The 21,850-nt window shown below is 75.1% G+C and carries 17 protein-coding genes; 3 read left to right on the top strand and 14 right to left on the bottom strand.

Annotated features, from left to right (window positions below; translation table 11 throughout):
• Positions 1 to 62 precede the first annotated feature (62 nt).
• From ACZ52R_RS14940 to ACZ52R_RS14895, 10 genes are all read right to left on the bottom strand, one after another.
• Positions 63 to 362, bottom strand: coding sequence for a hypothetical protein (locus ACZ52R_RS14940; protein WP_465618011.1), 300 nt, complete (start codon positions 360 to 362; stop codon positions 63 to 65).
• Positions 355 to 804, bottom strand: coding sequence for a YbaB/EbfC family nucleoid-associated protein (locus tag ACZ52R_RS14935; protein ID WP_391549843.1), 450 nt, complete (start codon positions 802 to 804; stop codon positions 355 to 357). Before ACZ52R_RS14935 ends, ACZ52R_RS14940 begins: the two co-directional genes overlap by 8 nt.
• Before the next feature lie 163 nt (positions 805 to 967).
• Entirely contained in the window at positions 968 to 3,217 is a 2,250-nt protein-coding gene (locus ACZ52R_RS14930; protein WP_465753548.1) for a hypothetical protein, read from the bottom strand.
• A 95-nt stretch (positions 3,218 to 3,312) separates the two neighbouring features.
• The gene (locus ACZ52R_RS14925; protein WP_465663437.1) at positions 3,313 to 3,675 is read right to left on the bottom strand and encodes a hypothetical protein; all 363 of its coding nucleotides are present in this window, start codon (positions 3,673 to 3,675) and stop codon (positions 3,313 to 3,315) included.
• Positions 3,676 to 3,698: 23 nt separating this feature from the next.
• On the bottom strand, positions 3,699 to 4,001 hold the full coding sequence (locus ACZ52R_RS14920; protein ID WP_465618005.1) for a hypothetical protein: 303 nt from the start codon (positions 3,999 to 4,001) through the stop codon (positions 3,699 to 3,701).
• Between the two features lie 31 nt (positions 4,002 to 4,032).
• Entirely contained in the window at positions 4,033 to 4,359 is a 327-nt protein-coding gene (locus tag ACZ52R_RS14915; RefSeq protein ID WP_465618003.1) for a hypothetical protein, read from the bottom strand.
• A gap of 85 nt (positions 4,360 to 4,444) precedes the next feature.
• Positions 4,445 to 5,932: a type VII secretion protein EccB gene (gene eccB, locus ACZ52R_RS14910; RefSeq protein WP_465753547.1), complete on the bottom strand. Its 1,488-nt coding sequence runs from the start codon at positions 5,930 to 5,932 to the stop codon at positions 4,445 to 4,447.
• A gap of 96 nt (positions 5,933 to 6,028) precedes the next feature.
• Positions 6,029 to 8,464: an ATP-binding protein gene (locus ACZ52R_RS14905; RefSeq protein WP_465753546.1), complete on the bottom strand. Its 2,436-nt coding sequence runs from the start codon at positions 8,462 to 8,464 to the stop codon at positions 6,029 to 6,031.
• 331 nt (positions 8,465 to 8,795) lie between these two features.
• On the bottom strand, positions 8,796 to 10,439 hold the full coding sequence (locus tag ACZ52R_RS14900; RefSeq protein WP_465617997.1) for a protein kinase domain-containing protein: 1,644 nt from the start codon (positions 10,437 to 10,439) through the stop codon (positions 8,796 to 8,798).
• Complete coding sequence (locus tag ACZ52R_RS14895) at positions 10,436 to 12,148, bottom strand: serine/threonine-protein kinase (RefSeq protein WP_465753545.1); 1,713 nt, start codon at positions 12,146 to 12,148, stop codon at positions 10,436 to 10,438. The genes ACZ52R_RS14900 and ACZ52R_RS14895 overlap by 4 nt, the downstream gene beginning before the upstream one ends.
• 226 nt (positions 12,149 to 12,374) lie before the next feature.
• On the opposite strand from ACZ52R_RS14895, the gene ACZ52R_RS14890 reads away from it, so the two are divergent.
• The 3 genes from ACZ52R_RS14890 to ACZ52R_RS14880 all read left to right on the top strand — a co-directional run bounded on the left by ACZ52R_RS14890 (position 12,375) and on the right by ACZ52R_RS14880 (position 15,739).
• The gene (locus tag ACZ52R_RS14890; RefSeq protein ID WP_465617993.1) at positions 12,375 to 13,907 is read left to right on the top strand and encodes a flavin monoamine oxidase family protein; all 1,533 of its coding nucleotides are present in this window, start codon (positions 12,375 to 12,377) and stop codon (positions 13,905 to 13,907) included.
• Positions 13,904 to 15,262, top strand: coding sequence for a glutamate-cysteine ligase family protein (locus tag ACZ52R_RS14885; protein WP_465753544.1), 1,359 nt, complete (start codon positions 13,904 to 13,906; stop codon positions 15,260 to 15,262). Before ACZ52R_RS14890 ends, ACZ52R_RS14885 begins: the two co-directional genes overlap by 4 nt.
• A 168-nt stretch (positions 15,263 to 15,430) precedes the next feature.
• Positions 15,431 to 15,739, top strand: coding sequence for a hypothetical protein (locus ACZ52R_RS14880; RefSeq protein ID WP_465753543.1), 309 nt, complete (start codon positions 15,431 to 15,433; stop codon positions 15,737 to 15,739).
• Here ACZ52R_RS14880 and ACZ52R_RS14875 read toward each other — a convergent pair.
• The 4 genes from ACZ52R_RS14875 to ACZ52R_RS14860 all read right to left on the bottom strand — a co-directional run bounded on the left by ACZ52R_RS14875 (position 15,652) and on the right by ACZ52R_RS14860 (position 21,719).
• Positions 15,652 to 16,677, bottom strand: coding sequence for an AraC-like ligand-binding domain-containing protein (locus ACZ52R_RS14875; protein WP_465617990.1), 1,026 nt, complete (start codon positions 16,675 to 16,677; stop codon positions 15,652 to 15,654). The genes ACZ52R_RS14880 and ACZ52R_RS14875 overlap by 88 nt on opposite strands.
• Positions 16,678 to 16,805: 128 nt before the next feature.
• Positions 16,806 to 17,810, bottom strand: coding sequence for an alpha/beta hydrolase (locus tag ACZ52R_RS14870; RefSeq protein WP_465663431.1), 1,005 nt, complete (start codon positions 17,808 to 17,810; stop codon positions 16,806 to 16,808).
• Between the two features lie 69 nt (positions 17,811 to 17,879).
• Positions 17,880 to 18,848 carry an AraC-like ligand-binding domain-containing protein gene (locus ACZ52R_RS14865; protein WP_396287844.1) on the bottom strand — a complete coding sequence of 323 codons (969 nt, stop codon included), beginning with the start codon at positions 18,846 to 18,848 and terminating at the stop codon, positions 17,880 to 17,882.
• A gap of 132 nt (positions 18,849 to 18,980) precedes the next feature.
• A complete protein-coding gene (locus tag ACZ52R_RS14860; protein WP_465753542.1) occupies positions 18,981 to 21,719 on the bottom strand; it encodes an ATP-binding protein in 2,739 nt (912 codons plus the stop codon).
• Between the last annotated feature and the right edge of the window lie 131 nt (positions 21,720 to 21,850).

Genomic DNA, 21,850 nt, shown 5'->3' with positions numbered 1-21,850 from the left:
TCCTGGCGGTGGTCGTACGGAAGAAGGGAGGTGCCCGGCCGCACGGCGGGCCGGACGGCGCGTCAGACCGAGTTCCCGGCCTCGTGGTCGGCGTCGTTGAGGATGTTGGCGGTGTTCGTCCCACCGGTCCCGGCGCTCTCGACGGTGCTCCGCACGCTCTTGAGCAGCTTGATGATGGACTCGGTGGGCGCGTCGACGTTCTCGTGGTACTTCTTGCCGATCTCGTCGTTGCCTGCCGATTCCTTGTTGTACAGGTTGATCTGCCCGGTCCAGGTCTCGATGTCCGTGAACAGGTCGGCGAGCTGGGGGTACTTGCCGAACTTGTCCTTCAGGTCCGACAGCGCGGTCAGCCTCTCAGCCACGGAACTCCTCCTGCCGGTCGCGCTTGCGCCGCTCCTCCGCCGCCGCGTCCTCGGCGAAGCCGGGGCGCATCTGCCGCAACGGGGCGAAGAGTCCGTCCAGTTCGGTGCCGCCGGTCATCGAGGCCGCCAGGGTCTCACCGAGGCCCTTGAACTCGCCCATCGTCGCGGCCACCCGGTCGCCGAGGTCGGCCCGCGCGGTGTTCAGCACGTCGGTGAGCACCTTGGCGAGCTGGGCCGGAGCCATCGACCGGTAGGCGGTGGTGTGGAAGGTCAGCGACTCCACCTGTCCCTGGGCGCCCACCACCGCGGTGACCATCCGGTCCTTGGACGTCACCGAGGCGGTCGCCACCTCCAGTTCCTTGGCCGCCGCGGCCATCTTGACCTGCTGCTCCTCCAGCGCGGCCATCGCCTGTTCGATCTGTTCGGCGAACGAGAGTTCCACTCCCGCACCTCCGTCTCTTCCCGAGGGTGCGTCCCGGGCCCGGGGATGTCGGGCCCGGGACCGCACCGGTCCGTGGGGTCGTACGGTCATCTCTACGGCTGCGCCCGGCCGCCGGGTTCGACGTCGGCCGACCGCGTCCCGTGAAGCGGGGCCCCGCGCGTGCTCAGCGGCCGATGACGCCCGTCACCGCACCGGAGTCGGTGCCCCAGACCTCCTCGTCCTCGGCCAGCCAGGTGGTGCGCTGCCGTTCCTTCTCGCTCTGGCCGGCGGCTCCGGCGCCCGCACCGGCACCGGCGCCCATCGGGGGCATCATCGGTCCGCCCATTCCGCCGGTGGTCGGGACGCCGCGGCCCATCAGCTGGGCCTCCTCGGCGGCGGTGGCGGCGGCGGCCCGGCCGGCGGCGGCGCGCCCGGTCAGGGCCGCCTCCTCGGCCAGCGCGGCGCCGCCGTTCGCGGCGCCGAGCGTGGCCATCCGCCCGCCGGTCCCGATCGTCGGCGGACCCGAGGCGCTGATGCCGCCGGTGGTCCGGGGGCCGGAGAGGCCCGAGCCGCCGGTCTTGCCGAAGGACTCCCCGAACAGGTCGGTGCCGCCCTTGAAGGAGCCCGAGCCGCCGGCACCGCCCAGACCGCTCGTACCGAAGGAGAAGTCGCTGCCGAAGGAGGGCGGCAGGCCGGCCCAGCTGCCACCCCCGCCGCTGCCGCCGGAGGTACCGCCGGGCCGCCCGGTGTAGGCGCGCGACTGGTCGTTCAGCAGCTGTTCGAACTGCGAGATCGGCTGCCCGTTGGCGTTGCGGACCGTGCCGTCCTTGTCGATCGTGTCGTCCTTGCCGAGCAGCACCGGATTGCCGTTGGCGTCCTTCAGCGCGGCGCCGCCGGGACCGGTGACCGTACCGTCCTCGTTCTTCTTCGAGCCGGGCGGCACCGTGAACGGCGCGCCGAGGCCGCCGCCGCCGGTCTGGTTCTGGGTCGGGGTCGGCTTGCCGACGGTCGTCCCCAGCGGCACGTGCCGCGGCTTGCCGTCCGCGCCCAGCAGGGGCTTGCCGTCGGGACCGATCAGCTCGCCCTTGGCGTTGACCGTGGTGCCGGGCGGCACGTACAGGGGCTTGCCGTCCTTGTCCAGGAGCGGCTTGCCGTCCTTGCCGAGCAGCGGCGCCTGGCTGCCGCCTCCGCCGCCGTTCCCGTTGTTGCCCCCGATCCCGGTGAACGAGCCCGGCACGTGCGGGGGCGGGGGCGGGGGCGGGGTGGCGCCCTTGGTCCCCGGCGGCTTCTTGTCGCCCGAGCCGCCGAGACCCAGGTCACCGCCCTTGCCGTCACCCCCGGCGCCGGACGATCCCGGCGGGGGCTTCGGGCCGCCGTCCGGGGCGGTCGGCGGCTTGTCGGCGGGCAGCCACTTCTTCGGGGGGTCGACCTTCTGCAGGACGGCGGTGGCGTGGGAGTAGGCCGTCTTGAACGCGGTCATCGCCTCGGTCGCGTGCTTGTCCAGGGTGAGCTCGATCCAGGTCGTCCAGGTTTTCTTGGAGAGCTCCTCCAACCACTGTTTGAAGGCGTCGTTGTCGGTCGGCAGCACCTGCCCGCCGGTGAAGGAGGCGGTGTTGTTGTCCACCATCGTCGGGACCAGGCCCGCCGTCGCCACCGCGAACGCGGCGTGGACGCATGCGTGCGGCCAGGAGAACGAGGCGTCGTCCTCCTTGAGGGTCCACTTCGTCGCGAACAGGTTCTCGCCTCCGTTGACCCGCCAGGCGTTGTAACCGTCGTACATCTTGCGGTGCGCGGCGCGCATCGCCTCCGCGACGTCGTCGAGGGCACTCGCCATGGCGTCCGTCGTACCGAGGTCGAGGTGCAGCTTGATGAACTCGTTCCGCAGACCGACCAGGACTTCCTTGAACCGGCCGGCCGCGCTCCCCTGGAAGTCGCTGCCCGCGCCGTCGACCTCGTCCGCCCAGGTCTGGATCTTCTGCTGCTGGTTCCCCACCCAGAGGTTCGCGGCGCGGATGACCGTCGCCGCGTCGTTGTAGCTCTGGGCGCTCGTCTTGTCGTTCCTGCGGTCGCCCCACAGGAGCGGCGCCAGGATGGTGTCCGCGTTGGCCTCGAAGTGCCCGAGCGGCGTGCTGGTGTCACCCGCGGGCGGCTTGAGCTGCCAGAAGTCCCAGTCGACCGTGACGCCCACGATCGTGCTCCACGGGCTCGTGGTGTTGTACACCCACTCGGCCCACATGTCGTAGCCCGCCCAGCCGCTGCTCCCCGACTTCTGGGACTTCCTCTCGTCGTTGCCGCTCTTCATGCCCGTACGGACCTCGATCCCGGTGATCCACGGCTGAGCCATCGCCGCGTCCCGGTTCGTGATCGAGGTCTGCGTCGAGCTCGCGAAGGCCGCCAGGGCGTCTTCCCATGGGTAGTGCTTCGGATCTGCCATGGCTTCCTCCGGTAGGCAGCGGAACGGGAACGGAAGGGGACGGCGCCGTACCCGCCGTCGGACGGGCGGTCAGGCCCGCCCGACGGAGAGTCGCGTCACTTGACGGATGTCGACGGGCTGCCGCCGCCCAGGACGTCGTGCAGGATCTCCATCATCTGCGCCTCGGTGAGGCTCTCCTCCGCCCCGAGGTTGAACATGGTCCCGGCCATCTGCAGGTCGGACTTGATGTTCTTGACGTCCGTCTGGATGGCGGTCAGCGCGGAGGCCACGCTGGCCATGAACTCGGTCGAGCCCTTCTTCAGGTTCGCGATCTCGGGCAGGATGTCGTTGCCCGGCAGAAGGGGCGGGCAGTCGTGCACCTTGCTCGCCGCGTCGCCGACCTCGATGCGGAAGGTCTCGAGCTTCGTGGCGAAGTCATTGAGACCGCTCACCGAGACCTTGATGGTTTCCTCGCCCATGGGCGATCACCTCCGTCCTCGCCTCAGTGGTGGAACTGCTTCCCGGCGTTGGCGTCAGACTCCGTCATGATCTCGTGCATCGTGTTGAGGGTGTTCGCCGCGGCGGTGATGTCCTCGTCCATGGCGCTCTCGTTGGCCGCCACGACCCGGGAGAGCTCCTCGAAGGCGTTGGCCGCGACACCCTGGAAGTGGCCGCCGTCGATCACGCCCTTGAGCTTGCCCATGAGTGCGTCCAGGTTGCTCCGCATCATGGAGCCGGCCTGGCGCAGTTCGGTGGCCGCCTGCGAGACGGTTTCGTGGTGGAGCTGGATGCTGCCGAAGTCCATCGGTACTGAATCCTCCTTCTGTGACGGGAAGTCAGGCGCCTTGCAGGCCGTTGTAGATGCCGTCCGCGGCGTGGGCGCGCGCGTCGTCCTCGGCCTGGGTGAGGATCTGGTTGGCACCCTGGGTGGACTGCACGAACCGCTCGAAGGACCCGATGATCTGCTGGTAGCGCGTCATCCAGTCCTCCACCTTCTGCTGGAAGATGGTGCTGGCGCCGGAGATGTAGCCCCCGGCCAGCTCCTCCTTGATCCGCTCGACCGTGCGCCCGGCGGTCACCATGTTCTCGATCTGGTGCTCCAGGCTGGCGAGGACCTGGCGGATCGCCTCGTCCTCCTTGGTCAACATGCCCGGTGTGGTCATGGCGTGCTCCCTTCCCTGCGCTCGCCGGGCGGGCGGCCCGGCGGAGATTCCTGATCGACTCAACGGCCCTGCGACGGGCGGTGGTTCAGCCGCACGGCGGCGAGGCCGGCGGCGCGGCCTGGGTGGCCTGCGCGGCCGGGGTGGCCGTGGCGGTCGGCGAGGCGCCGGTACCGTCGCCGAGGGCGGCCGGGTCGAGGCTCGGCCCGGCCGGCAGTAGGCCGAGCACCGGTGCGGGCACCGCGACGGGGGTGGTGCCGCCGTAGCCGAGCTGCTTCGCCACCGCCGCGGCGGGCAGCGGGAAGCGCACCCCGGCCTCGGTGACCAGGTACTCGGTGCTGCCCGCCCCGGCGCCGGACAGCGCCCGCACCAGGGCCCCGCGGCCCGGCCGTACGGCGATCCGGTCGGCGACCGCGCAGGTGCCCGGTGGCGCGCCCACCGGGGCCGTCGGCGGGCGGCCCGCCTCGGCCCGGTCGGCGGGCAGCACCGTGACGGACGTGACCGGGGCGCCGGCGCCGGTGTGCAGGTCGGCGCAGACGCCTTCGCCGCGCAGCGGCAGGACCAGGGCCGGCGGCGTCTCCGGGAGTCCCCCGGCGGGCGGGCCGCCGGGCGCGGTGTGCGCGGCCAGGTCCATGGCGCCGATCGGCGCGGGCGTCGGGGCGTCGCCGCCGTACGCCTCCTGCTGGGTGCGCGGGTCACCGAGCAGCAGCGCGTACAGGGTCGGGGTGAGCGGGGCGAGGCCGTCCTTGGTGAGCAGGTAGTGCGCGCCGCCGGGGGCCCCGAAGAGCTGGCCGATCCGGGTCGGTTTGCCGCCCAGCGCCGGGCCCGGCTCGCCGCGCCGGGCGACGGCGGGCGAGGCCAGGTCCGGCCCGGCGGGCAGCGCGTTCAGCAGGCCGGCCGGGACGGGGAAGGGCGTCGCACCGCCGTAGCCGAGCGCCTGCAGCGCCTGGTTGGCGGTGTCCACGCGCAGCCGCTGGCCCTGCCAGAGCAGGTGGACCGAACCGTCCGGCTGGGCGACCAGTACGCCCTGGGCGGCGGTCAGCGCCCGTCCCTCCGCGGCCGGGTCCATCTGCAGGCCGAGCCGGGTCGCGGGGGCGCCGGTCGGGCCGGACTGGACGGTGCCGCAGACCAGCCAGGTGCCGCCCGCCAGGTCGGCGGCCGGGGGCAGCCCGTCGGGGGCGCCGACGATTCCGACCGGTAGGCCGCGCGGCGCGTCCGCGAGCGAGTCCCGGCTCACCTGCCGCACCGTCATCTGGTCGCCGGCCACCAGCCGGGCGCTGGTGTCGTTCAGCACCGGGTGCAGCTGCCCGCCGACGAAGAGGTAGCGGGCGCCGGTCTCCTCGACCACCACCAGGGTGCCGGGTTTGGCCCAGCCGTCGCTGCCGCCGGGTTTGATCACCCCGTACACCGTGACGCCGAGCCCGATCAGCACCGCGACGGCCAGGCCGGTCATGGTGCCCCGGGTGGTCCGCCCGGTGGGGGTGTCCGGCGCGTCGGGCTCCGCGCGCAGCATGCCCGAGGCCAGCCTGCTCATCACGAACAGGTGCGCCTGCACCTGGTCGCGTCGGGACTGCATCCGGTTCCTCCCCGCCTCCTGGGCGCACCCGTTGTCGCCGGGGACGCGCGGTGCGCGCGTCCTCTTCGGTGCTACGGGCGGCGGAGGCGGTCCGGTTCACCGTCCCGGCGGCGGCTCCGGCGGCGGCCCTGTCTGCGGCTCCGCCGGCGGTCGGTGGTCCGGGCCGGCGAGGGCGTTCAGGCGGGCGCTGACGGCGTCGGCGTCACGGTGCTCCAGGTCTTCGAGGATGGCGAGGCCGCGCGTCCAGGAGGCCCGGGCGGCTTCGGGATCGCCGAGGGCGAGGTGGGTGTCGCCGATGTGGGTGTGGATGTCCGCCTGGAGGAAGTAGTCGCCGACCTCCTGCCGCAGCCGCAGGGACTCCTGGTAGGCGGGCAGGGCCTCGTGGTACTCGCCGAGCTGGTGGTAGATGTAGCCGACGCTGTCCCAGATCGACGACTGGGCGGGGAGGTTGCCGGTTTCGCGGGCCAGGTCCAGCGCGCGCCGGCAGTGCGCCAGTCCCGGCCGTGGCTCGCCCTGCTGCGTCAGGTACCAGCCGATGCTGTTGAGGGCGAGGGCCTGCCCGTTGCGGTCGTCGATCGCCCGGAACAGCTCCAGTGCCCGGCGGGACTCTGCCACCGCCTCGGCGTCGGCCTGTTCCTCGCCGAGCGCGAGGGCGAGGTCGAGCAGGGTCCTGCCCTGGCGCGGCCGGTCGCCGAGTGCGTCGAACAGGTCGAGGGCCAGGCGCAGTTCGTGGCGGGCCTGGGGCTGGCGGCCCTGGGAGCGGTGCACCTGGCCGAGCCAGCGGTGCGCGTGGGCCTGTCCGCGGAGGTCCCCGGTCCGCTCGGCGGCGGCGAGCGCGGTCTCGCTCGCCCGCTGCCACTGCTGCCACAGCCCCGACTTGAGCAGGTAGGCCACCTGCGCGGCGACGAGCTGCCAGGCGTGCGTGTCGAGCCCCGCCCGGTGGGCCCCGTCGACGATCCGTTCGAGCACCGGCTGCTCGCCCCGGTACCAGGCGAGCGCCTGCCCGCGGTCGGCGAGGTCCTCGGGCGCGACCCCGGCGGCCGGCTCCGCGAGGGCGAGCGGCTGCCAGGAGGCGTCGTCGGCGTAGGCGAGGCAGCCGGCCCGGTGTGCGGTGTGGAGGTAGTGGTCGAGCATCCGCAGGGTCGCCTCGGCCCGTCCCTGCGGGGACTCGTCGGCGGCCGCCCGCTCGGCGGCGTAGGCGCGCAGCAGGTCGTGCAGGGTGTAGCGGTCCCGGTCCGGCGCCGCGATCAGGTGGGCGCGGTGCAGGTCGTCCAGCAGCCGGCGGGCCTCGGCCGGCTGCAGGCCGGCGAGGCTCGCGGCGGCGGCCGCGCCGATCTCCGGCCCCGGGTGCAGGCCGAGCAGCCGGAACAGGCGCGCGGCTTTCGGCGCCAGGGCGCGGTAGGACCAGGAGAGCACCACCCGGACGTCCGCGTGCACGTCCCCGGTGGACAGCAGGTCCAGGCGCGCCCGGGAGTCCCGCAGTTCGCGCGCCCAGACGCCGAGCGGGGTGCCGGGGTGGTCGGCCGCGCGGGCGGCGGCGATGTTCAGGGCCAGCGGCAGCCGGGCGCACAGCTCGATCAACTCGTCGGCGTCGTCGGGCTGTTCCTCGACGGCGGCGGGGCCCAGGCGGCGGGCGAGCAGTTCGCGGGCCTCGGCGCGGGAGAGCACGTCGAGGGCGAGCGGGACGGCGCCGTCCAGGGCGACCAGTCCGGGCATCCGGTTCCTGCTGGTGACCAGGACCAGGCAGGTGTCCGAGCCGGGAAGCAGCGGGCGGACCTGCTCCGCCTCGAGGGCGTTGTCGAGGACGATCAGCGTCCGGGTGCCGGCCAGCCGGCTGCGCAGGAGCGCGAGTTGCCCGTCCGGGTCGGCGGGGATGCGCGAGGCCGGTACGCCGAGCGCGTCCAGGAAGCCGCGCGCCACGTCGGCGGCGTCGACCGGACTCCTGGCCGGGTCGAAGCCGCGCAGGTTGGCGAAGAGCTGCCCGTCGGGGAAGCGGTCCGCCACCCGGTGGGCGAAGTGCACGGCGAGCGTGGTCTTGCCCACGCCGGCGGTGCCGGCGATCGCCGAGATCACGACCGCGCCGCAGCCGGGGATCCGGTCGCCGAGGAGTCTGTCGAGCGCCTGGATCTCTCGGGCCCGACCGGTGAAGTGCCGTATGGCCATCGGCAGTTGCTGCGGCACGGCCGGCGCGCCACGCCCCCCACCCGGCCCGGCCGGGGAGCGCGGGAGGGGCGGGGAGGCCGCCGCACCGGCCTCGGGCCGGGGCGCGGCCGCCGGGGTGTCCGGTCCGCCCGGCTCCTCCGCGCCCGCGTCCCGGGCGGCCATCAGCCACCGGGCGCGGGTGTCCGGGTCGAGGCCCAGGGCCCCGGCGAGCCGGACCACCGAGGACATCCGCGGCCGTCGCCCACCTGCCTCCAGGGCGCTGATCGACCGGGTCGACACCCCCGAGCGCTCTGCCAGCTCGTCCTGGCTCCACCCCGCCGACAGGCGTCGCTCCCGTAACAGCTCGGCGAACACAGCAGCCCCCAACACGTCCCCCACTCCCCCGGCCAAGCGTCCCCCGCGCCCCGCCCCGTCCGGCGCGGGCCGCGAACGAGCGTAGCCGGGAGCGGCCCAAGTGTCAGGTCAACGTCAGGTCAACGTCGTGGTCCGCCGGAGCCTCCGGCGGCGACAATGAACGCCCGATCGACCCGTCCGAGGAGGAGCACGTGAACGCCCGCACGGCCGCTTCGCGTCCGACCGGATTGCGCGACACCGACGGTGGCACGTCCACCGGAAGTCGCATCAGGGTCACCGGCTGAATCCGCCGGCCCGGGACGCGAGCCGAGGCAACAGGGGTACCGCGGCCCGCGTCCGGGTCGGCTCAGCTCGGCATCGCCGCGAGTGCCGCGCGGGCGACCGTCACGGCCTGCGCCTCGCAGCCGTCCGCCGGGTGCGCCTTGCCGCCGAGGTCGACCGAGAGGCGCAGGTTGCCGTCGCGGACGTGAAGGGAGCAGTTCGTCCCGTTCCCCACCGAGCCCCAGTAGGCCTCCTCGCCGACGCCGAGGCCGCTCGCGCGGCGCTCGCCGGCGGCCAGGTCACCGAAGTCCTTGCGCTGGACCTGGGTCGCGTTGTCGCTGGTCCCGGCGCTGCGCTGGAGCATCCAGCGGACGATCGCGGACGGGTTCCGGTCCCAGTAGGTGGTGCCGGAGACGGCCGACGAGCCGTACCAGTAGCAGTCGGTCTCGGCCCTGGAGGACTGCTCGACGTAGTGGTCCTCCTCCTGCTTGCGCTCGGCGGCCGGGAGCGGGAGCCGCCCGGTGGCCTCCGCACAGGCCGGTGCCTTGACGTACTTGTCCGGAACGGCCGGGCCGTTCGGGTCGTTCGCGTCGCGCAGCCACAGGTATCCGCCGACGCCCGCCGCGGCGACGAACCCGGCGGTCACCAGGGCGGCGGTCCGGCGCGACCGGCGCGGCGGGGTACCGGCGGCGACGACGGGTACAGGTGCGGGCGCGTCGGTTTCCGGCCCGGTGTCCACGGCCGTGGCCAGGGCGGTCAGCCCGGGCGCCGCCAGGTGGTACGAGGTCGGCTCGGACGTCCGCGCGCGCGGCGGCGCGGCGCCCTGCGGGGCGGCGAGCAGCCCGTCCACCGCCGTCTGCTGCGCGGTGATCAGCGCGTGCACCGTCGGCGGCCACTGCCGGGCGGCCGGGGCGACCGGGCCGAGGAGTTCGAGCAGGCGGGCCGGGGTCGGGCGGGCGGCCGGGTCCTTGGCGAGGCAGGCCGCGAGCAGCGGCCGGGTGGCGGCCGGTACGGCGGCGAGGTCCGGCTCGGTGTGCACGACGTTGTAGAGGGTCTGCAGGGTGGAGGCCCCGGCGAAGGGGCTGCGACCGGTCAGGGCGAGCGCCAGCACCGCGCCGAGCGAGAACACGTCGGCCGCCGGGGTCAGTACCCGGCCCTCGGCCTGCTCGGGCGACATGTACGCGGGCGAGCCGATCACGCCGCCGGTGTGGGTGAGCTCGGCGTCCTCCTCGGCCGCCCGGGCGATCCCGAAGTCGATGACGCGCACGCCGTCGTCGGCGAGCAGCACGTTCTCCGGTGTGAGGTCGCGGTGGATCAGCGCCGCCCGGTGGATCTCCACCAGGGCCGTGGCCAGGCCGACGGCGAGCCGGTGCACGGCGTCCGCGGGCAGCGGCCCGGCGGCCTCGACGGCGGCGCCGAGCGAGGGCCCGACCACGAACACCGAGGCGAGCCAGGGCGTCGGCGCGTCGACGTCGGCGTCCATCACGGCCGCCGTGTACGCCCCGGACACCCGGCGGGAGGCGCCGGCCTCGCGCCGGAACCTGGCCCGGAAGCCGTCGTCGGCGGCGAACCGGTCGTGCACCTGCTTGACCGCCACCAGCCGCCCGTCCGGCGCGGCGCCCAGCAGCACCCGGCCCATCCCGCCGCGCCCCAGCTCCGCGAGGACCCGGTACGGGCCGACCTCGGCCGGGTCCGACTCCCGGCGCGGCCGCATCGAGGCGCCCGTCACCGGAACGCCGGCTGTGTGGGGGACACCTCGGGGGACGTCCCGTTCACGGACACGTACTGCGCCACCTGCACCGCCGTCGCGGCCATCGTCCGGGTCAGCTCCTCACACCGCCCCTTCGGGTAGCTGCTGCCCTTCACCGCGATGAAGACGTTCAGGTTGACGTCGCGCACGTAGAACACGCAGTTCTCCTCGTCCAGATACTTCTTCGGGAGCCAGAACGCCTCCTCCGCGAAGCCCGGGTCCGACACGCGCGTGCGGCCTCCGACGTAGAGGGCCTCGAAGTGCTCCTTCGCCCGCTCGGCGCCGGTCAGGCCACCGGGGAGGCTCGGGTAGACGTCCCAGTCGACGTCGAGCTGGTCGCCGCTGCGGGAGTTCCACTGGCAGCCCTTCTCCGGGTGCTTCCCGTGCGAGTCCGTGGCCTCCCAGGTCCCGGGGTTGCCCCAGGGTGCGGAGAACTCGGGCGGTACCGTCACCCTCCGGGCGTCCGCGCAGGTGGGCGCCACGGCCGTGTACTTGTCCTTGACCTGCGAGAGCGGCACGTTCCCGGGCGTGGGCACCGGCTCGGGGAACACCGAGTCCAGGTTCACCACCCCGGTGGCGACCAGCCCGCCCGCCACCCCGGCGAGCGCCAGGACGATCGCGCCGACGGTCAGGACGATCCGCCTCCCCCGGCGGCGCCGCCGCACGGGCGCGGCCGGCGGCTCGGCCGGGCCGAAGGCGGTCACCGTGGGGGCCCCGCCCACCGCAGGCACGGGCGCGGCCGGCGGCTCGGCCGGTCCGAAGGCACCGCCCACCGCGGGCACGGGCCGGTCGGCGGCCGACGCGGGCACGGGCCGGACGGCGGCCGGCGCGTCGGTGCCCAGCAGCCGGGCGATCTCCGCCCCCTGCGCCGCCAGCAGCCCGTGCACCGCCTCGGGCCACGGCCGCGTCGACGGGGCGAGCCGCCCGACCGCCGCGAGCACCTCCTGCGGGGTCGGCCGCGCGGCCGGGTCCTTGGCCAGGCAGGCCGCGAGCAGCGGCCGCAGTCCGTCCGGCACCCCGCTCAGGTCGGGTTCGGCGTGCAGCACGTTGAAGAGGATCCGCGGCAGCGACTCCCCCGTGAAGGCCGGCCGGCCCGTGCAGGCCACCACCAGGGTCGCGCCGAGCGAGAACACGTCACTGGCGGGCGTCAGTTCACGCCCCTCGACCTGCTCGGGCGACATGTAGCCGGGCGAGCCGATCATCGCCCCGGTGCGGGTGAGCTTGGTGTCCTGGCTCTCCGCCGCCCGTGCGATCCCGAAGTCGATGACGCGCACGCCGTCCTCGGCGAGCAGGACGTTGGAGGGCTTGAGGTCCCGGTGGATCAGACCCGCCCGGTGCACGTCGACCAGCGCCTGCGCCAGCCCGGCGGCCAGCCGCCGGACCGACTCCTCCGGCAGCGCGCCGACCGCCCGCAGCGCCTCGTTCAGGGCCGGACCGGGCACGAACTGCGAGGCCAGCCAAGGGGTTTCGGCCTCCGGGTCGGCCGCGATCACCGCCGCCGTGTACCCGCCGGAGACCCGCCGCGAGGCCTCCACCTCGCGCCGGAACCGGATCCGGAACCCGTCGTCCTCGGCGAACTCGGCGTGCACCTGCTTGACCGCCGCGGGCCGCCCGTCCGGCGCCACCCCCAGCAGCACCCGCCCCATTCCGCCCTGCCCGAGCAGCGCCAACACCCGGAACGGACCCACCTGCGCAGGCCCGTTCGGTCCCACCGTCTCCACGTCGCCCCTGCCCCCCGCCGCTGTGTGCGAACAGATGATACAGACGGGCCCTCCCTGCGATCCGGGCCGGTCCGATCGGGCACGGAACCTCCCCGCGGCCTGCCCGTCACTCGCATCGGTGCCGCGAACTGGCATCCGAACGACGCCTGGCCGAGGCTGGGGCCGGGTCCCCCTTCTGACGGGTTCGGTGCCGATGTTCGATACCAGCTTTGCGTTCCCGCGTTCCCTGCTGCGGCCGGTGGGCGGCGCCCGGGGCCGGGTCGCCGTGGTCGGATCGGGCATCGCCGGACTGGTGTGCGCACACGAGCTGCAGCGCCGCGGCTTCGACGTCGTCGTGTACGAGCGGGCGAACCGGCCCGGCGGGCGGGTGCGGACCCACCGGTTCTGGGACGGCACGCACGTGGACCTGGGCGCCATGCGCATCCCGGGCAACCACCACTGCGTGCTGCACTACGTCTCCGGGTTCGGGCTGGCGACCCGCCCGTTCGTCAACGCCAACCCGCGCGCCTTCTACCACCTGCGCGGTCGCCGGGTCCGGGTGCAGGACGTGGCCTCGCTGTTCCCCTCGTACGCGCTGCGCCCGGCCGAACGGCAGGCACCGGCACCCCTGCTGGACCACCTGCTCGGCTCGGTGTGGCGCACCTTCACCGTCGAGCAGCAGCGCCGCATCCTGGAGGGCCACTGGGACGACCCGGCGCTGGAACGGGCAGCCTCGGTGTCGCTGTGGCAGTTCGTGCACGAGCACGTGTCGCAGGACGCCTGGGAGCTCTTCGGACACGCCAGCGGCCTCGCGCACTACGAGCAGTCCTCGCTGCTGGAGGTGCTGGTCGACTACTTCGGCCTGTTCCACAGCGGGCAGGTCGAGCTGGTCGACGGGCTGGACGCGCTGGTCCACGCCTTCGTCCGATCCCTGCGCCCCGGCACGCTGCGGCTCTCCACCCGGATCGACGAGATCGCGCTGACCGCGGACGGCGTCCGGATCGGCGGCCGGCGGATCGGCGCCCGGCTGCGCGACCACGCCGACTACGTGGTGTGCTGCGTCCCGGCGCCCGCGCTCGACCAGATCACCGTCACCCCGGGCCTGCCGCCCGCCCAGCGGCACGCCGTCCGCGGCATCAGCTACGCGAGCAGCGTCAAGACCGTCCTGCACCTCACCCGCCGGCGCTGGGAGCTGGAGGACGACATCCACGGCGGCGGCAGCTTCACCGACCTGCCGATCCAGCAGGTCTGGTACCCGTCGGACAACGCGGTTCTCACCGAGGGCGGGGTCAACGGCAGCTCCGGCCCGAGCTGGGGCCCGCGCGACCCCCTGCGCTCCGCGGACCCGGCCGCCCTGCTCGGCGCGTACCTGTGGGGCGCCAACGCCCGGCGCTTCGCCGCGCTGCCGGTCGCGGACCGGGACGCGCTGGTGCTGGACTGCCTGGAGAAGCTCCACCCGGGCATCACCGGGGACGTGGACGACATCGTGCACTGCGACTGGGACGTGCAGACCGGCATGGGCGGCGGCGCCTTCGCCCACCTGGCGCCCGGCGAGCACACCCGCTACCTGAGCGTGCTCGGCTCCCCGCACCCGGTGGAGCAGCCGCGGATCTTCTTCGCCGGCGAGCACCTGTCCGGCGCCCACGCCTGGTGCCAGGGCGCCGCGCAGTCCGCCCTGGACGCGGTGAGCACGCTGCTCGACCGCGCCGGACACCCCCGGATCGCCGCCCGGGTGGGCACGGCGTGACCGGCCCGCACGCCGGCCGGGCGCTGGAACGGGCCGAGCTGCTGGCCCCGTTCCGGCCCGCCCGCGGCGAGCGGGTCGGCCTCGAGGTCGAGTGCGGCCTGCTCGACCCGGCCACCGGGCTGGCCGCCCGCTACTTCGGCCCGCGCGGCGTGCTGGCCGTCCTGGAGGAGGTGCTCGCCCGGTGGGGCGGCGAGCGGCTGGCGGACGCCGGACGGCTGACCGGCGTCCGCCTCCCGGACGGCAGCCTGATCACCCTGGAGCACGGCGGCCAGATCGAGTACTCCTCGGCCCCCGTCCCGAGCGTCGCCGAGGCCGTGGCCGACATGCGCACCGCCCTGGAGCGACTCGCCGAACCGGCCGGCCGGTTCGGCCTCGCCCTGGTGCCCGGCGCCAACCTGCCCTTCGACCGGCTGCGCGACATGCGGTGGGTGCCGATGAGCCGGGGCGCCATCATGCGGGACCACTTCGCCGGGCTGGGCGCGGCGGGCAGCCGGGCCCGGTACGTCATGGCGCTGTCGCTGTCCACCCAGGTCACCCTGGACTACCTCTCCCCCGAGGACTTCACCCAGAAGCTGCGGATGCAGATGGCCGCCGCCTCGGTGGTCTCCGCACTGCTCGTCAACTCGCCGATCCAGGAAGGCCGGTGCGATGGACTGCTGTCGAACCGGTGCTGGGCCTGGCTGCGGATGGACCCGTACCGCAGCGGCGTGCTGCCGCCCGCGCTGCGCCCCGACGTCACCGCCGACGACGTGGTCGACTGGGCGCTCGGCATCCCCCTGATCCACTACCGCACCCCGGACGGCCGCTACCACCCGGCGCCGCCCGGCCGCACCTTCGCCGAACTCCTCCGGGACGGCTACGGGGACGGTTCGCGGCCGACTGCGGACCACTGGGCCGCCCACCTCGACCAGCTGTGGACCAACACCCGGGTCCGCCGCACCCTGGAGCTGCGCGCCGCGGACGGACCGCCGTACCCGTTCGTCGCCGCCGTCCCCGCGCTGTGGGCGGGGCTGACCTACCACCCCGAATCCCGCGCCGCCGCCTGGGAGTTGCTCGGCCGCTACACCCTGCGCGAGCACCGGGCCGCCCTCGCGGAACTCCCCGCCCGGGGCCTGGCCACCCGCCTCGGCGGCGACCCGGTCCGCCCACTGGCCGTCGAACTTCTCCGCCTCGCCAGGGCCGGCCTGGCCGCCCGCGTCGCGGCGGACCTCGAGCCGCCGCACGTCCTCGGCTACCTGGACCCGCTGGACGAGATCGCCGCCACCGGCCGGACCTTCGCCGAGCGGTGCCTGCGGCGCTGGCACGGCGACCTCGGCGGCGACCCCGCCCGCTACGTCGCCGCGTACCGGGTCTGAACGCCCGGGGCCGGGCCGGCGTCCGCCCGCCGTCAGCGGTCCGTCATCGGGTCGTCAGCAGTTCGTCAGCGGAGCGTCAGCAGCCCGTCAATCCGGGCCCCGGCCCGGCCGAAGCGGTGGAAGCTGGACGTCCCTGCAGGTCCGCAGGCCGTACCGGAGGTGAGCCGCATGTCCGTCAGCGCAGCGTTCCGTTCCGCCGTCCCCGACGTCCGCCGCCGGAGCCGCACCCTGCGCGCCGCGCTCTCCCGGGGCCTGCAGCGGGTCCTGGAGCGCCTGGCCGCCAGCCCGCTCGACAACTCCGTCCTCGGCGCCATCGGCGCACCCCGACCGCCCCGCCCGCACACCGCGTCCCGTCCCGACGGCTCACCCCGACGGCTCGACCCGACGGTTCACACCGCGATGCCGTACCCGGACGGGCCGAGCGGCGCGGGGGCGGCGCCGACGCCGCCGCCGGACGTAAGGCCCGTCCCGGCGTAGGCCTGCCACTCGCGCGGGGAGACCCCGTAGGCGGCCCGGAACGCCCGGCTGAAGTGACTGGCGCTCACGAAGCCCCAGCGGCCCGCCACCGCCGCCACGGTGACCCGGCCCGCCGTCCGGCGGGCGAGGTCACGGCGGCACAGGTCCAGCCGCTGGCGCTGGATCCAGCGGGCCACCGTCACCCCCTCGAAGCGGAACAGCTTGTGCAGGTACCGCACCGACACGTGGTGGGCAGCCGCGATCCGCTCCGGCGACAGGTCCGGGTCCCCGAGGTGGCGCATGATGTGGTCCTTCACCCGGGCCAGGGTGGCCAGGGCCGCCTCCGGTGCCTCCGGCCCGGACCGGCCGCGGCGCTCGTGGGCGAGCACCGCGAGCAGGTCGAGCGCCGTGATGGCGAGCCAGGACGCCAGGTGCGGTTCCATCGAGCCGGCCGAGCGGGAGAGGCACTCCAGGTACGCGGCCACCAGCCGGGCGGTGCCGTCGGCGCTGTCGAAGGCCGTCGCGGTCAGCACCCGCAGGTCGTCCTCCGAGACGCCCACGGCCGAGCGCGGCCAGTGGAACGCCGTGAAGGCGAAGGGCTCCGGCAGCTCCTTGGCGAACGGCCGCCCGGCGTCGGAGACCGCGAAGGTGCCCGGCCGCAGCTCGACCCGGTGGCCGTCCTGGACCAGGCGGGCGGTGCCGCGGTGCTGGAGCGCCAGTGTGAGGTGGTCCTCCCCGCCGCGGGCGATCAGCCCCGCGCTGCGCTCGACCCGCTGCGGCCCGGCCTCCACCAGGGAGACCTGCAGGTCGCCCAGGCGGTGGCTGGTGATCGTCGCGGGCGCGGGCGCGCCGTCGAGCAGCTCCACGTCGAGCGGGATGAAGGTACGGGAGACGGCCTCGCGCCAGTACTCCGCGCGGTCGGCGGACGGTACTCCGGTGGTGTCGAGGACGACGGACATCGGTGCTCCTCAGGCTGCTGTCGGCCGGACCGGCCAGGTCCGGCCGGGTGGTGTCGCGGTGTCGCGGTGTCGGAACGGGAGAGCGGGAAGGACGCGGCGTCCCGGCCCGGCGGGCTCGGGGGCCGGGGTCACCACGACCGGCTGTGCAGGGCCACGTGCACGGTGTCGACGACCTGGATCAGCGCGGCCCGGGCGGTGCCGGTGGGGCAGTGCCCGGCGAGCAGCAGGAAACCGTGCACCGCGCCCTGGTAGCGCATCGCCACCACCGGGACGCCCGCCGCGCGGAGCCGGGCCGCGTAGGCCTCGCCCTCGTCCCGCAGCACGTCGGCCTCGGCGGTGACCACGAGCGCCGGGGGGAGCCCGGCGAGCTGGTCCAGGGACGCGCGCAGCGGCGCGGCGGTCGCCTCGCCCCGCCGGCGCAGCTCCGGCAGGTAGTCGTCCCAGAACCGGCGCATGTGGTCGCGGTGCAGGAAGTAGCCCGTCGCGTACCGGCGGTAGGACGGGGTGTCGAAGTCGGCGTCGGTCACCGGGCACAGCAGCACCTGCTGGACCAGCCGGACGTCCCCGCGCTGCCGGGCCAGCAGGGTCAGCGCCGCCACCAGGTTGGCCCCCGCGGAGTCGCCGACGGCAGCGATGCGGCGCCCCTCCAGCCCGATCTCGTGGCCGTGCGCGTGGATCCACCGGGCCACCTCGTAGCACTGCTCGACGGCCACCGGGTAGCGGGCCGCGGGCGAGCGGGCGTAGTCCACGTACACCACGGCGGCATCGGTGCCCAGGGCGAACTCCCGGACCAGCCGGGCGTAGCAGGCCGCGTCGCCGAGCGACCAGCCGAGGCCGGGCAGGAACAGCACCACGGGGCTCGGGCCCACGGCGTCCGCGGGTCTGGTCACCTGGACGTGCACCCGTCCGGCCGGTCCGCAGGGCAGGGCGAGCCACTCCGTCGAGGTGCCGTGCGGGTCGTCCGGGTCCTCGTCCGGGTCCTCGTGCGGGCCGCCGGTCGGGACACGCTCGGGGGTGAGGAAGGAGAGGTCCGGCAGTTCCGTCGCGGACCGGCCGGCCCGGGCGTCCAGGAACTCCTGGAGTACCCGGTCGAGCACCGGGTGCCGGTCGGGCAGGGGGGTGGGGTCGGGCAACTCTTCGCTCCTGGCTTCGGTCGGTGGGCGGCGCGGCGGCCGCGTGCGCGGCGGCGGTCCGGCGGCTCGTCAACCGGCATCGCGGTGCGGCGGTTCGCGCCACTCCCGGGGAGAGACACCGTACGCGGCGCGGAAGGTCCGGCTGAAGTGCGCCGGGTTGACGAAGCCCCAGCGCTGGGCGACGGCCGAGACCGTGGGCGTGGTGCGGCCGCGCCGGGCCAGCTCGCGGGCGCACGCCGCCAGGCGGCGCTGCTGGATGAGCCGGCTCACCGTCACGCCCTCGCCCTCGAAGATCCGGTGCAGGTAGCGCACGGAGATGTGGTGGGCCTGCGCGATCCGTTCGGGCACCAGCTCGGGGTCGGCCAGGTGGTGGTCGATGTACTCGCGCACCCGACGGACCAGGTGCGCGTTCGGGGCGTCCGGCTCCTCCGGCCGGGCTCCGACCAGCTGGACCACGAGCGCGCTCAGCAGGTCCGCGACGCTGCCCGCCAGCCGGTCGCCGACCGGGGCCGGGTAGGAGTGCGCGGAGGCGGCGAGGACGGCGAGGAACGGCAGGAGCACCGGTCCGCAGCCCTCCGTGGGGCCGACGGCCGTCGCCGCCGCCTGCCGCAGGTCCCGCTCCGGCACGCCCAGCAGCCGGCGCGGCAGGTGGAACAGGTGGGTGCGGAAGCGCTCCGGGTAGTCGACGGCGTACGGGCGCGCCGTGTCGTACACCACGAGCCCGCCCGGCGGCACCTCCGCCCGGCGCCCGTCCTGCTCCAGGACGGCCCGGCCCGTCTCCTGCACGCCGATCGCGACCTGCGGCTCGCCGTACGGGGCCCGCTTGATCAGGGCCGCCGTGCGGGAGAGCCGGGCGGCGTCTGCCTCCAGGGTGGAGATCCGCAGGTAGCCGAGCCGGTGGGACACCAGGAGTCCGTCGAAGGGCCGCCCGGTGCGCGGGTGCACCTCCACCGGGACCATCGCCCGGGACACCGCCCCGGTCCAGTACGCCGTCTTGTCCTCGTCCGCGACCGAAGCGGTCGTCACCCGCACACCCATCTGACCGCCCTTCCGCCGAATTCCCTGCGCGGTCCCAGCCTGGGGCGCGGGCGCGGCGGCCCGTTAGGTCATCTGACTGTCCTTTCGGGCAGCATGTGCCGCGCGGCCGGGCAGCGACCGCCGGGAAGGACGTCAGCGCAGGTCAGTGGCGTTGTCGAGGGCGTGGGCGAGCGCGGCCCGCGAGGTGATGCCGAGCTTCGGGAAGATCTTGTAGAGGTGGGCCGCGACGGTGCGGGGCGACAGCAGGAGCCGGCGGCCGATCTCCTTGTTGGTCAGCCCGGTCGCGGCGAGCCGGGCTATCCGCAGCTCCTGGCCGGTGAGACCGGGCGATTCCGCGGCCGGTGCGCCGGGCGGCGGTGCCACCGGGTCGCCGGCGGCCCGCAGCTCCTCCTCGCAGCGCTGGGCCCAGGGGTCCGCCTGGAGACGGCGGAACACGTGGTGGGCGGCGCGCAGCGGTTCCCGGGCGCCGGGCCGGTGGCGGCGGCGCAGCCACGAGCCGTGGGCGAGCCGCAGCCGGGCGAGGTCGAACGCCCACTGCTCCGCGCCGGGGACGGCGTACGCGGCGCGGTAGCCGGCGTCGGCTTCGTCGTCCTCGGCGGCCACGGCGGTGGCGGCCGCGCACAGGAAGGCGTGGCGGTCGGAGATCTCCGCGGAATGGGCCGCCCGGCCGGCGGCGAGGTGGGCCCGGGCCTCCTCGTGCCGGCCGGTGTGCACGGCGGCCGTGACCAGGTCGAGGACCAGGGCATGGCGCCAGGGCGGGCCGCCGGGCAGCCGCCCGGGCGGGGTGAGCTCGGAGAAGTGGGCGTACGCCTCCTCGTGGCGCCCGTGGGCGAGCGCGGCCAGTCCGCGCAGGTGGGTCAGGCGGTCGAGGACGTACCGCATCCGGGCGCGGGTGGCGGTGGGCCGGATGGCCTGCTCGACCTCCCGGAGCCCGGCCTCGTCGCCACGGCCGGCCAGGAAGTGGGCGTAGTACTGGCGGAACATCAACGCGTTGGTGTGGTAACCGAGTTCGTCGGCGATCTCGGCTTCGCGCAGGCAGACGGCGGCCTGGTCCCAGTGGCCGAGCAGGAAGTCCTGGTGGCATTTGGCCTTGGCGATCGAGCCCTGGGAGGCGTAGCCGTGCAGCCCGGTGAAGCGCTGCCACAGGGAGCCCTCGGGGCAGTCGAGGGCCGAGGCGGTCCACAGCAGCAGCCAGGCGGCGCCGGCCTCCTGTTCCTCCGTCATCCGCTCGGCGACGGCCCGCAGGGTGGCGGCCGCGTCCGGGCCCGGGTCGGTCCAGGCCCGCAGGCACAGCCGGCCCGCCTCGGAGACCTCGTCCCGGTGCCGTTCCAGGGCCCGCCAGGCCCACGGGTCGTCCGTGTAGGTGGCGGCCAGGAGCAGTTTGAAGTAGGCCTGTTCGGTGATCCCGCCGAAGGTGTCGGCGCCCGGTGCGGTGAGCGCGTCGAGGGCCGCGGGCAGCAGGGCGGCGGAGGACTCGAAGTCGACGTGGTGACTCTGGTCGGCGTAGACCACCGCGTACGCGAACAGCGGGGCGACGTCATCCGGCACGGTGACGGTCTTCAGTTCCTCCACCAGGGACGCGGTGTGGCGCAGTTGCCCGCCGCGCGCCGACATCACCGCGGCCCAGGTGAGCCTGCGGACGCGGTCGCAGGAGCTGGGGCTGAGGACGGCGGCGCGTTCGAGCAGCAGCGCGCCCTCGGCGTCGCCGCCCCGGCGGGCGAGCTCCCGGCCGGCCTCCTGAAGGCGGTGGGCGAGGTCCTCGTCGGGCAGCAGCGCGGCGGACGCCTCGTGGACCAGTCGCCTCGGGTCGTCCGGCGCGAGGGCTTCGGACAGGGCCCGGTGGGCCTCGCGGCGCGCGGTGTCGGAGGCCGCGGCGACGACGGCGGTGCGGACCAGGGGGTGCCGGAAGACCAGCTGTCCGGCCGGGTCCAGCCGGGCCAGGCCGTCCGCCTCGATCCGGGCCAGGGCCTCCTGCGCGTTCCCGTCGGCGACGGCGCGCAGCCAGGCGCCGCTGCTGAACTCCGGGCCGGTGGCCAGGGCGCCGAGCAGCAGGAAGCGGCCGACCTCGGGCGTCATCGCGCCCAGCCGGTCGGCGAACATCCGCTCGAGCTTGCGCCCCAGCGGCAGCCGTTCCGGCAGCGGCGCGGTGCCCCGCTGCTGGGCGGCGGCGAGTTGGCGCGGCAGTTCCACCAGCGCCAGGGGGTTCCCGGCGGCCTCCGCCAGGACCCGGTCCCGGGCGGCCGCGGCGAGTTCGGGGTGGCAGGTGCCCAGCAGCAGGGCCGCGTCCGGGCGGGGCAGGGCGCGGACCTCGACGGCCTCGGCCGACCAGGTCTGCGCGGCCGGTCCGTCCGGGCGGCTGGCGCCGACGATCACCATCGGCAGTTCGGCGCAGCGCCGGTGGAGGAAGGCGAAGACGGTCGCGCTCGACGAGTCGATCCAGTGCAGGTCGTCCAGGAGCAGCAGCACGGGGGCGGTCCGCATCGCCTCCTCCAGCAGTGCCAGGGCGGCGGCGCCGACGGCGAAGCCGCTGGGGGTTCCGGAGCGGACGCCGAGCGCGCTCTCCAGGGCCTCCCGCTGGTGGTCGGAGAGGGCGCCGGAGCGCTGGAGCAGTGACCGGAAGGCCTGGTGCAGGGCGCCGAACGCGAGGTCCGTCTCCGCCTCGGCGCCGACGGCCCGCAGGACGGTGAAGCCCCGTTCGCGCGCGGCGCGCTCCACCCAGGACAGCAGGGTGGACTTGCCGACGCCGGGCTCGCCGCGCAGCAGCACCGTGGACCCGCTCGCGCCGTCCTCGGCCTGCACCAGGGCGGCGGTGAGCAGTTCCGTCTCCCGCTGCCGCCCGACCACGGCCGGGACCCGGCTGTCGTGCACCACTCTTCGTTCCCCTCGGGTCGGTCGGACGGACCGCCCGCCCCGGGGACCCAAGGCTAATGCCCGCCAGGACCTGCTGTGACCACACTGGGTGTGGCTCCGACCACACCCGGCGACGCGCCGCGACTCCCGGC

The organism is Kitasatospora sp. NPDC034023, from assembly GCF_055575795.1.
This window is presented reverse-complemented; position numbering and strand designations above follow the sequence as displayed.

Bases quoted from the DNA above. Each gene is read 5' to 3' on its own strand.
- ACZ52R_RS14930 (WP_465753548.1), bottom strand. From the start codon at position 3,217: ATGGCAGATCCGAAGCACTACCCATGGGAAGACGCCCTGGCGGCCTTC.
- ACZ52R_RS14925 (WP_465663437.1), bottom strand. From the start codon at position 3,675: ATGGGCGAGGAAACCATCAAGGTCTCGGTGAGCGGTCTCAATGACTTC.
- ACZ52R_RS14920 (WP_465618005.1), bottom strand. From the start codon at position 4,001: ATGGACTTCGGCAGCATCCAGCTCCACCACGAAACCGTCTCGCAGGCG.
- ACZ52R_RS14915 (WP_465618003.1), bottom strand. From the start codon at position 4,359: ATGACCACACCGGGCATGTTGACCAAGGAGGACGAGGCGATCCGCCAG.
- eccB (WP_465753547.1), bottom strand. From the start codon at position 5,932: ATGCAGTCCCGACGCGACCAGGTGCAGGCGCACCTGTTCGTGATGAGC.
- ACZ52R_RS14890 (WP_465617993.1), top strand. From the start codon at position 12,375: ATGTTCGATACCAGCTTTGCGTTCCCGCGTTCCCTGCTGCGGCCGGTG.
- ACZ52R_RS14880 (WP_465753543.1), top strand. From the start codon at position 15,431: ATGTCCGTCAGCGCAGCGTTCCGTTCCGCCGTCCCCGACGTCCGCCGC.
- ACZ52R_RS14875 (WP_465617990.1), bottom strand. From the start codon at position 16,677: ATGTCCGTCGTCCTCGACACCACCGGAGTACCGTCCGCCGACCGCGCG.
- ACZ52R_RS14865 (WP_396287844.1), bottom strand. From the start codon at position 18,848: ATGGGTGTGCGGGTGACGACCGCTTCGGTCGCGGACGAGGACAAGACG.